The organism is Hymenobacter coccineus, from assembly GCF_001816125.1.
Classification (GTDB): Bacteria; Bacteroidota; Bacteroidia; order Cytophagales; family Hymenobacteraceae; genus Hymenobacter; species Hymenobacter coccineus.
The window spans coordinates 1-10,561 of sequence record NZ_MDZA01000075.1; the positions used below are offsets into that span (position 1 = coordinate 1).

Below are 10,561 nucleotides of genomic sequence, written 5' to 3' on the forward strand. Positions count from 1 at the left end.
ACTTTTTTCAGTCGTCGGGCCACTCTTACCAAAGAATAGGGACCTTGGTTAATTACCGTGGGGGCCCGTTCTGTAGTAAGAGTGGCCCGACGACTGAAAAAGTCGCCGGACCACCCCGGCCACCCCGTTTCAGACTGCCACCGAAAAAGGGTTCCGCAAAGGTAAAATAGGGCCCCGGGCGGCGGGTTATGGCAATATTAAATGATGGGCTGGTATATTTTTAATTGGTAATGTAGACTTGATGAATGGGTAATGCCGGCCTCACAGAGGGCGGGGACTTTTGCGGGCGGCAAACGCTTACACATTCCCTCCACCTCTTTTCGGTTTTTATGAAGGTCAGATTTTTACTCGCTGGGGGCCTGCTGCTGGCCGCCGGGGCCCGGCACGAGGCCCGCGCGCAGGCGGCGTCCACCAACCAAAACGTCATCCTCTACATCGGCGACGGCTTCGGGCTGGCCCCCAAAACCGCCACCCGCATGGCCCTGGGCCAGGGGCGCGACGGCAAGCGCTTTGCCACCGACGCTGGCTTCCAGGTGCTGAACCTGGACAAAATGAAGTACAACGCCACCGTGACCACCCACTCGCTCAACTCGTGGATTACGGACTCGGCCCCGGGGGCCTCGGTGTACGCCTGCGGTAAGCCCGGCAAGCAGGACAACGAGGTGATTTCGCTGAACGCTAGTAGCGGCGCGGCCATCGAAACCATTCTGGAGGCGGCCAAGAAGCAGGGCTACGCCGTGGGCCTGGTCAGCACGGCCCGCATCACGCACGCCACGCCGGCCGCCTTTGCCAGCCACATCTGGTACCGTGACCTGGAGGACTACATTTCGGCCCAGTACATTGCCTCGACGCAGGCCCAATACGAGGCCATTTATAACAGCAGCCCCACGGCCGCCTACCGCTACTCCGCCACCCGCGACTGGGTGCTGCCCGCCCCGAAAGTGGGCGTGGAACTCGACGTGGTGCTCGGCGGCGGCGCCCGGCATTTTATGCCCCGCACCCGCGGCGCGGCCAGCCCCTACGAAGCCGTGGTGGACCGCACCGGGGCCCCCATCCTTAACGCGGCCGGCGCGGCCGTGACCCTCAAAGGCAACCGTGCCGACGACGTGGACCTGGTGAAGTACGCCGTGGAGCAGCGCAACTACCAGTATGTGAACAGCCGCGACGCCCTGCTGAACATCGACCTGGCGCAGTACGGCCCGGGCGGCAAGAAACTGCTCGGCCTCTTCAACGCCTCGCACGTCAACTACGAGCAGGACCGCCAGACGAGCGCTGCCTGGGAGCCCTCGCTGGCCGACATGACGGCCATGGCCATCAAGGTGTTGCAGGCCAAAAGCAACGGCAAGGGCTTCTTCCTGATGGTGGAAGCCGGCCGCATCGACCACCTGGAGCACTCCAATACCGGTGGTATTTCGGTGGTGGCGGGCACGGGCACCACCAACCAGTACGTGGTGGACGCCGACCAGCCGGTGTACGCCGGCGGCGGCGACGCCGGCGTGGCGGCCACGCCCACCACGGCGCGCACCACCGGCGTGTACGGCTCCGATTACATGATCAAGGAAGTGCTGGCCTTCGACTATGCCGTGGCCGAGGGCCGGGCCCTGATGGCCACGCCCAGCAGCGGCAAAACCTTGATCTTTAGCACGTCCGACCACGAGTGCGGCGGCTTTGCCGTGACGGGCCTGCACGACGAGGACAACGCCAACAAGAACGGCACCAAAATCCGCACCTACGCCGGGCAAATCGGCAAGTCGGTAGCCGCCGAGGCCGGCTACGCCACCCCCACCAACCTGGTGCGCGGCGACGGCGGGGCCAACGGCTGGTTCCCCGACTACACGCTGGCCACTTTCCAGGGCAAAACCTACCCGCAGCCCACCTCCGCCACGGCCAAGCGCATTGTGGTGGCCTACGCCTCCAACCCGCTCACCAACGGCAACGGCGCCGCCCAAACCGGCGCCGTGGGCAACCACACACCGCAAGACATTTGGGTGGCCGCGGAGGACAACACTAACACCCACGCCCAGCAAATCACCGGCCGCGGCCTGCTCGACAACACAGCCATCACCCCCATCCTGGCCGATTTCATGCAGCTCACGCTGTTCGCCACCACCCTCAGCACCCGCGGCCCCAGCGCGGGGCCCCTGGCCACGGCCAGCGTGCAACTGAGCCCCGTGCCGTTTGCCGACCGCTTCCAGGTGGCCTTCACGCTGGCCACGGCCGGCGCCGTAACGGTGGAATTATTCAACGAAATCGGCCAGAAAGTGCAAACCGTGGTCACCGGCCAGTCCTACGGCCCCGGGGCCCACACCGTGGCCGTGGACGGCACCCGCCTGCGCACCGGCCTCTACGTGGCCGCCGTGACGGTGAACGGCCAGGTGGTTTCCCAGAAAACCATCAAGCTGTAACCCAGCGCGCTCAACCAGCAGAAGTAGAAAAGAGGAGCGGCTAGCCGCTCCTCTTTTTTTGCATTTAGGAGCCCTGGGGGCGTAGCGCGAACTGTGTAGTTCGCGTCCCCGCGTCGGTGGAATGACTTGAACGGCGCGGGGACGCGGACTACAAAGTCCGCGCTACTCGCCCCAGGTCCCCGGCTAAAGCACTGCTTAACAGCAGTAGCTAATCATAATTAACGCTGCGGGAAAGATGTTTCGACTGCGCGGACGCCAGCGGAACATACCCGGTTTATTAATTCCGATAGCTCCTAAAAACGGCACTGAAGCCCGAATTTCTGGTAGTTTCCGGGCTTACTTGCGGCCATGAAGAAACCTTACCTGCTGGGGGCCCTGCTGGCCGCGGCGGCCGCCGGGCTGCTCGCCGCCGGGGCCCACCCGCATCCGTGCTGGCCAAAGTGCGCCAGTACCGCCAGCGCCACGAGCGCGAACTGCTGGCCGATTTCACCCGCCTGCTGGCCATTCCGAACGTGGCAGCCGACTCGGCCGGGTTGCGCCGCACGGCCGGCGCCATTGCCGACCTGATGCGCCAGCGCGGCCTGGGCGGGGTGCAGCTGCTGGGGGCGGCCACGCCGGGCGTGCCGCCGGCCGTGTTCGGAGAGGTGCGCGTGCCCGGGGCCACGCGCACGCTCATCTTTTATGCCCACTACGACGGGCAGCCCGTAAACCCTGCCCAGTGGGCCCCGGGCCTGAGCCCATTTGTGCCCGTGCTGGCCACGGGGGCCCTCAGCGCCGGCGGCCAGGTGGTGCCGCTGCCGCCGGCGGGCACGCCGCTTCCCCCCGACTGGCGCCTCTACGCCCGCGGCAGCTCCGACGACAAGGGCGGGGTGATGGCCATCCTGGCCGCCTACCAGGCCCTGGCCGAAAGCGGCGTGAAGCCCACGGCCAACCTCAAGTTTTTCTTCGAAGGCGAAGAGGAGCGGGGCTCGCCCCACCTGGCCGAATTGCTGAGCCGACACAAGGCGCTGCTCGCGTCCGATTTGTGGATTATTTGCGACGGGCCGGTGCACCAGTCGGGCCGCAAGCAGGTGGTTTACGGGGCCCGGGGCGACGTGAACGTGGCCCTGACCGTGTACGGGCCCACGCGCCCGCTGCACAGCGCCACTACGGCAACTGGGCCCCCAACCCGGCCATGGCCCTGGCCCGGCTGCTGGGCTCGATGCAGGACAGCACCGGCCGCGTCACCATCGCCGGCTTCTACGACGACGTGGTGCCGCTGACCGCCGCCGAGCAGGAAGCCGTGCGCCAGATTCCCAACAACGACGCCGCCATCCGGCAGGGGCTGGGCTTTGCCCGGGCCGACGGGCGGGGCCAGTCGCTGAGCGAACTCATCAACCAGCCTTCGCTGAACATCAACGGCATGCGCAGCGCCAACGTGGGGCCCCAGGCGGCCAACGTCATCCCGACCACCGCCGAGGCCGTGCTGGACCTGCGCCTGGTGCTGGGCAACGATTACCAGCGGCAGGTGGCCAAGGTGGTGCGCCACCTCGAGCGCCAGGGCTACTTCGTGACGCGCGCCGCGCCCACCGCCGCCGAGCGCGCCCAGCACCCGCGCCTGGTGCAGGTGACGCCCGCCACTGGCTACAACGCCCAGCGCACGCCCATGGACCTGCCCCTGGCCCGGCGCGTGGTGGCGGCGGTGCAAACCACGGTGGCGGCGCCGGTGGTGCGCCTGCCCACCTCGGGCGGCAGCCTGCCGCTCTTCGCCTTCAAGGACGCGCTGGGGGCCACCACCCTCACCGTGCCCATCGCCAACTACGACAACAACCAGCACGCCGAAAACGAAAACCTGCGCCTCGGCAACCTCTGGGACGGCATGGAAACCATGGCCGCCGTGATGACCATGCCGTAGCCTGGGCCCCGGACGAGGAATTTTGGAAGCTGTTCAGTAGGTCGTTCAGACTGTCATGCTGAGCGGAACGAAGTGAAGCCGAAGCATCTCTACTGCTCCACTAATCATAATTACTGCTGCGGTAGAGATGCTTCGGCTCCACTTCGTTCCGCTCAGCATGACCGTTTTATTAACCCAACTAAATGATTGACAAGCTACTGCGCGCTTGCTGCCTGGCGCTGGCCCTCGCGGGCGCCGCGCCCGCCTGGGCCCAACAGCCGGCCGGGCCGGTGCTGTGGTACCGGCAGTCCGCCAAGGACTGGAACGAGGCGCTGCCCGTGGGCAACGGCCGGTTGGGGGCCATGCTGTTCGGCCGGCCGGCCGAGGAGCTGATGCAGCTGAACGAGAGCAGCTTGTGGACCGGCGGCCCCGCCAACCCCGACCCCAACCCGGCCGCGCCCACCTACCTGCCCGAGGTGCGCCGCCTGCTCTTCGCCGGCGACAACGCCGCGGCTGCGGCGCTGATGAAAAAAATGCAGGGCCCTAATTCCAACGCTTACCAGCCCCTCGGCGACCTGCTGCTGCGCCAGCCGCTGGCCGGCGCAGCCACCGACTACTACCGCAGCCTCGACCTAGCCACCGCCACCGCCACCACGCGCTTCACGGCGGGCGGCGTTGCCTACACCCGCGAGGTATTCGTGACGGCCCCCGACCAGGTCATCGTCATTCGCCTGACGGCCAGCAAGAAGAACGCGCTGAATTTCAACTTGTCGCTGCGCCACCCGCTGCCCTTTCAGCGGGCCGTGGAGGGCCCCGGCGAGCTGGTGCTGCGCGGCAAGGCCCTGGCGTCGGCTGACGACGGGCCCCGGGCCCCCGACGAGCCCCTGGCCTACGAGCAGCGCCCGGGCTGCAACGGCATGCGCTTCCAAATTCGGCTGAAGGTGGTGCGCACCGACGGCACCGTGACGGCCGATAGCGTGCTGCGCGTGGCCGGGGCCACTGAGGCGCTGCTGCTCGTGTCGGGCGCCACCAGCTTCAACGGTTTTGACAAGTGCCCCGACGCCGACGGCAAGAACGAAACCGCCGAGGCCCGGCGCTGGCTGGCCGGGGCCCAGGCGCGCCCGTTTGCGGAGCTGCGCGCCCGCCACGTGGCCGATTATCAGGCCTATTTCCGCCGCGTGGCGCTGACGCTCGCCGGGGCCCCCGGGCCCAATTTGCCCACCGACGAGCGCCTGGCGCGCTACAAAACCGGCCAGCCCGACGCGGCCCTGGAGGCCCTGTACTTCGATTTTGGGCGCTACCTGCTCATCAGCAGCTCGCGGCCCGGCGGGCAGGCGGCCAACCTGCAGGGCCTCTGGAACCCGCTGGTGCAGCCGCCCTGGCGCAGCAACTACACCACCAACATCAACCTCCAGATGAACTACTGGCCCGCCGAAGTCGCCAACCTCTCGGAGCTGCAAGAGCCGCTGCGCACCCAAATTCAGCACATGGCCACCACCGGCGCGGCCACCGCCCGCACCTACTACCGCGCCGCCGGCTGGGCCCTGCACCACAACTCCGACATTTGGGGCCCCAGCAACCCCGTGGGCGATGGCACCGGCGACCCCCGCTGGGCCAACTGGGCCCTGGGCGGCCCCTGGCTGTCCCAGCACCTCTTTGAGCACTACCGCTTTACGCAGGACCGCGCCTACCTGCGCCAAACGGCCTACCCGCTGATGCGCGGAGCCGCTGAGTTTTGCCTCGACTGGCTGGTGGAGCACGACGGCCACCTCGTAACGGCCCCCTCCACCTCGCCCGAGAACAGCTACCGCCTGCCCAACGGCCGCGAGGAGGTCGTGACCATCGCCTCCACCATGGACATGTCCATCATCCGCGACCTGTTTGGCAACGTGCTGGCGGCCGACTCGGTGCTGGGGGCCCCCGACGCCGCGTTTGCCGCGCGGGTGCGGGCGGCGCGGGCCCGGCTCTACCCGCTGCACATCGGCCGGAAGGGCAATTTGCAGGAGTGGTACGGCGATTTTGAGGACGTGGACCCGCAGCACCGGCACGTGTCGCAGCTATTTGGGCTGCACCCCGGCCGCGAGATTTCGCCGCTCACCACGCCCGCCCTGGCCGCCGCCGCCCGCCAAACGCTGCTCGTGCGCGGCGACGCGGGCACCGGCTGGAGCAAGGCCTGGAAAATCAACTTCTGGGCCCGCCTGCTCGACGGCAACCACGCCTACAAAATGTACCAGGAGCTGCTCAAAAACTCCACCCTCAACAACCTCTTCGACACCCACCCACCGTTCCAAATCGACGGCAACTTCGGGGCCACCGCCGGCCTCACCGAAATGCTCCTCCAAAGCCAGCTCGCCGACGTGCACCTGCTGCCGGCCCTGCCCGCCGCCTGGGCCACTGGCGCTGTGCGCGGCCTGGTAGCCCGCGGCGGCTTCGTGGTGGACATGACCTGGAAAAGCGGCCGCCTCGCCACCGCGCGCCTCACCTCGCGCGCCGGGGCCCCCTGCATGCTGCGCACCACCACGCCCGTGCAAGTGCTTAGGGTGCAGGCGAAAAGCGCTACCGCCACGGCCGGCGGGGTGAAGTATTACCTCACCTCATTCCCCACGAAGGCGGGCGTGAGCTACGAGGTGGTGGCTAAGTAGGGGCCCCAGGGGAAGGATGGGCGTAGCCATAGCTATCCACGAGGTGGCCGGGTAAAAATGGCTAGTTGTCCTGCGGATGGGTCGGCCACAAAAAAAATACCCCGGAATTCGGGGCGAATTCCGGGGTATTTCAGGTTTTAGCGTAGTGAACGGTTAGCGTTCCAGCAGGATTTCCGTGCCCAAAATCACCAGGTCTACCCGGCCTTTCAGTGTCTGGTCAATGAAGGGCGTGTTCTGGGATTTTGATTTCATGAAGTCCCGCGTGAAAGTCGTTTCCGCTTCGGTATCGAAGAGGAGGCACTCGGCTGGTTGGCCGATTTCGATGGCGGCTACCGGCAGGCCCATCAGGCGGCGGGGCTCCGCCGAATAGCGCTTCACCACCACGTCCCAGCCGAACGTGCCGGGCTCGACGAAGTGGTGGTATAGCGACACGAGGGCCGTATCCAGGCCGGTGATGCCGTTGGGGGCGCTGATGAAATCCTGGGCCTTTTCGAACGGCGTGTGCGGCGCGTGGTCCGTAGAAATAATGTCGAATACGCCTTCGATGAGCCCCTCAAGTAGGGCATCGCAATCGGCCTGCGTCCGCAGCGGCGGGTTCATCTTGTAGTTGGTGTCGTAGTCGCCGATGTGCTCGTCGGTGAACATCAGGTGGTGTGGGGTCACTTCCGCCGTCACCTGCACGTCGCCGCGCGATTTCCACCAGCGGATGGTTTCCATGCCAAGCTTGCTGGACACGTGCTGGATGTGCACGTGCGCGCCCGTTGCCCGGGCCAGGCGAATGTCGCGGTCGATGATGATTTCCTCGGCACAGGCCGGCGAGCCCTTGATGCCGAGCCGGTAGCTCATCACGCCTTCGTTCAGGGCGCGCGGCCCGGCCAGCTCCGGCACCTCGCAGTGGCTGGCGAAAAACATTCCGAACTCGGTGGCGTATTGCATCGCCCGCAGCAGCACCGCCGGGTCGTTGGTGGTGTCGCCGTCGTCGGTGAGCATCTTCACCCCGAGCTCGCGCATGCCCTCGATTTCCGCCAGCTCCTTGCCCGCGCGGTTCTTGGTGACGCAGCCGGAGGTGTACACCGGAATGCGCGACCGGAGCTTGGCGTTTTCCAGCACCGTGGCTATCGCCGTCGCCGAGTCGAGCGCCGGGAGAGTGTTCGGCATCATCACCACGCCGGTAATGCCGCCGTTGATGGCCGCTTCGCTGCCCGTGGTGATGGTTTCCTTGTTCTCGAAGCCGGGGGCGCGGAAGTGGACGTGGGCATCAAACATGCCCGGCATCAGCACCCGGCCGCGCGCGTCGATGACGCGGGCCCCCGCGGGAACGGCCAGGCCTTTGCCGATGTCCTGGATGATTCCTTCGACAATCAGGACATCGGCCTCGACAAGCGCGGGTGAATTTTCGGTGGCGATGCGGGCGTTTTGAAGGAGAAGCATGTAGGGAGGAGTGCGGTAAACCGGCAAGGGATGGGGTTATAGATAAGGAAGATGTTCAGCTTGACGGTTTACACAGCTTCAAGAAGTGAAGACCGCCGCGTCGGGCATTTAGGGCATCGCCACCGTTGCGCTGGCGCGCGGCCGGGCGACGTACGATTCCTGCCGCGGGAAATCCCCGCCCGGTGTGAGCCAGTCGAGCACGGCCATGCGGATGGAAATCCCGTTTTCGACCTGGTTGGTAATCAGGCTGCGCTCGTAGTCCATCACGGCGTCGCAGAGCTCAACCCCCCGGTTCACGGGGCCGGGGTGCATGATGTAGAGGCCGCGGTCGCGGATTTCCGCCAGCCGGGTGTTGGTGATGCCGTAGACCCGGTGGTACTCGCGCAGGCTGGGAAAAAACTGCACGTCCTGGCGCTCCATCTGCACGCGGAGCAGGTACACCACATCGGGCGCCCAGGCCATGGCCGCCTCATAGTCGGTGAAGCGGCGGATGCTTTCCGGCACGTACTTGGGTACCAGCGAGCCCGGGCCCAGGTAAGCAACCTCGATGCCCAGCTTTTGCAGGAGCGTGCTGGTGGAACGCGCCACGCGCGAGTGGAGGATATCGCCGATGATGAGGACTCTTTTGCCCCGGGGATCGGGGAATTTCTCCTTGATGGTGAAGGCGTCCAGCAGGGCCTGGGTGGGGTGCTCGTGCGCCCCGTCGCCGGCGTTGATGACCGAGGCCGTGGTTTGGCGGGCAATCATGCCGGGCAGGCCGGGGTGGCTGTGGCGCACCACGATGTAGTCGGTGCGCATGGCCTGGAGCGTTTCGATGGTTTCGCGCACCGACTCGCCCTTGCTGATGGACGAGTGGTCGACGTCGAAATTCGTGACCTCCGCTGAGAGGCGTTTGGCGGCGACCTCAAAGGAAGAGTGCGTCCGGGTGCTGGCCTCGTAGAACAGCATGAGCACGGACTTCCCCTCCAGGGCGGGGATTTTCTTCACCGAGTGGGAAAATAGTTTTTTAAACGACGTGGATTGGTCGAGCAGGAACTCGATTTCCTCACGGCGAAGGGATGCGATGTCGATCAGGTCTTTACGTGCCATACCGGAATAGAGGAAAATGAGGTTATCTAGCTGAAATGGATCGGGTGAAGCCTTACCTACCGCCGCCCGTGCCGGGGCAGCGGCCGGCCGGTGGGGGCCCCAGCGACGGAGGACGCCGCCACGGGCGGGGGAGTATTGGCGCCCAGCGGCGGCCGGTGGGGAGCGGTTGAGTCAGGAAATGTGAATCGGCGGCGGGCGGTGGCCGGCGAACGCAACGCACATAAAAAACCGTTTCGGAATCCGAAACGGTAGCGGGGCAATACTCAGAAAAAACAACGGAAATACCAGCGGCGAAATCGGGAAAACCGATGGTGGCGAAGACCTTTCGGCCCCCTTGCGGTTCCCGGCCGAGCAGGGTACCGCGCTTCGTCAACAGGTTTTTCGGTTGAAGCATGCTGCAAAGCTACGGTATTGTTACGGGTCCATTGCGCATGGCCGGCAAGAATTTCCGCTGAAACGAACGTGCGCACTACGAACAAAAGCCCCAAAAATCTTTGCCTTGGTGCGCTATGTGAACGTGTTTCGAGCCGGCTGGGGCCCCAGACCGCGGTTAAGAGTAGGGCCCGGCAATCAAACAGTTGGCTTGGGCAAAGGTCCTTGTTAAAAGGCGAAAAGTGCCTCCGAGCGTCCCGCCTTCCCCGGTGTCCCAGTCACGCCGTCCGGGTGGCCCGGCGGCGCTCCACGCCGGCCACCAACAGGGCCCCCAGGGTGTAGGCCAGCACGTCGCCCCACTCGAACTGGCTGCCCAGCACGAGCCGCGCCGCCGCTGAGTGCGCCAGGCCCAGGTGCGCCAGCAGGTGGGCGGCTTGGGCTGCCTCGATGCCGTACGAAATCAGCAGCGCCGCCCAGATGGTGTGCGCCGCCGGCGCTGCCCAGAAGCTGCGCAGCAGGCAATAGAGCATGACGGTGGCCAGCAAATCGCCCCCGTAGGGCCGCAGCAGGGCATCGTGGGCGAAGGCGGCAATGGCGGCCTCGACGCCGAACAGCAGCGAGGCGAGTAGGAAATACCCGCGGCGAAAAACCAACACGCTAGCGGGGCGGGGGGCGCGGTGGGGCCCCACTGGGCACCGCGCGGCGGTGGGCGGGGGCAGCGGCGCCGCGTGGGCCGCCGGGGCCCCCGT

At 66.1% G+C, this 10,561-nt stretch carries 7 protein-coding genes; 4 read left to right on the plus strand and 3 right to left on the minus strand.

Annotation, left to right across the window (positions count from 1 at the left end; translation table 11 throughout):
* The first annotated feature begins 329 nt into the window (after nt 1-329).
* The 4 genes from BEN49_RS30420 to BEN49_RS05805 all read left to right on the plus strand — a co-directional run bounded on the left by BEN49_RS30420 (nt 330) and on the right by BEN49_RS05805 (nt 6,920).
* The gene (locus BEN49_RS30420; RefSeq protein ID WP_083325812.1) at nt 330-2,405 is read left to right on the plus strand and encodes an alkaline phosphatase; all 2,076 of its coding nucleotides are present in this window, start codon (nt 330-332) and stop codon (nt 2,403-2,405) included.
* A gap of 428 nt (nt 2,406-2,833) precedes the next feature.
* A complete protein-coding gene (locus BEN49_RS25365) occupies nt 2,834-3,667 on the plus strand; it encodes a M20/M25/M40 family metallo-hydrolase (protein ID WP_083325813.1) in 834 nt (277 codons plus the stop codon).
* On the plus strand, nt 3,580-4,299 hold the full coding sequence (locus tag BEN49_RS25370; RefSeq protein ID WP_083325814.1) for a peptidase dimerization domain-containing protein: 720 nt from the start codon (nt 3,580-3,582) through the stop codon (nt 4,297-4,299). The genes BEN49_RS25365 and BEN49_RS25370 overlap by 88 nt, the downstream gene beginning before the upstream one ends.
* 182 nt (nt 4,300-4,481) lie before the next feature.
* Entirely contained in the window at nt 4,482-6,920 is a 2,439-nt protein-coding gene (locus tag BEN49_RS05805; protein WP_070742041.1) for a glycoside hydrolase family 95 protein, read from the plus strand.
* Nucleotides 6,921-7,073: 153 nt separating this feature from the next.
* Here BEN49_RS05805 and BEN49_RS05810 read toward each other — a convergent pair whose 3' ends face one another.
* The 3 genes from BEN49_RS05810 to BEN49_RS05820 form a co-directional block, all read right to left on the minus strand.
* Complete coding sequence (locus BEN49_RS05810; protein ID WP_070742043.1) at nt 7,074-8,351, minus strand: dihydroorotase; 1,278 nt, start codon at nt 8,349-8,351, stop codon at nt 7,074-7,076.
* 108 nt (nt 8,352-8,459) lie between these two features.
* On the minus strand, nt 8,460-9,440 hold the full coding sequence (locus tag BEN49_RS05815; RefSeq protein WP_070742045.1) for an aspartate carbamoyltransferase catalytic subunit: 981 nt from the start codon (nt 9,438-9,440) through the stop codon (nt 8,460-8,462).
* Nucleotides 9,441-10,090: 650 nt separating this feature from the next.
* Nucleotides 10,091-10,561 (minus strand): ribosomal maturation YjgA family protein (locus BEN49_RS05820; protein ID WP_083325815.1); only part of this gene is annotated, 471 nt, incomplete at its 5' end.

Coding starts and splice junctions, on each gene's coding strand:
- BEN49_RS05805 (WP_070742041.1), top strand. CDS start 4,482: ATGATTGACAAGCTACTGCGCGCTTGCTGCCTGGCGCTGGCCCTCGCG.
- BEN49_RS25370 (WP_083325814.1), top strand. CDS start 3,580: ATGGCCCTGGCCCGGCTGCTGGGCTCGATGCAGGACAGCACCGGCCGC.
- BEN49_RS05810 (WP_070742043.1), bottom strand. CDS start 8,351: ATGCTTCTCCTTCAAAACGCCCGCATCGCCACCGAAAATTCACCCGCG.
- BEN49_RS05815 (WP_070742045.1), bottom strand. CDS start 9,440: ATGGCACGTAAAGACCTGATCGACATCGCATCCCTTCGCCGTGAGGAA.
- BEN49_RS30420 (WP_083325812.1), top strand. CDS start 330: ATGAAGGTCAGATTTTTACTCGCTGGGGGCCTGCTGCTGGCCGCCGGG.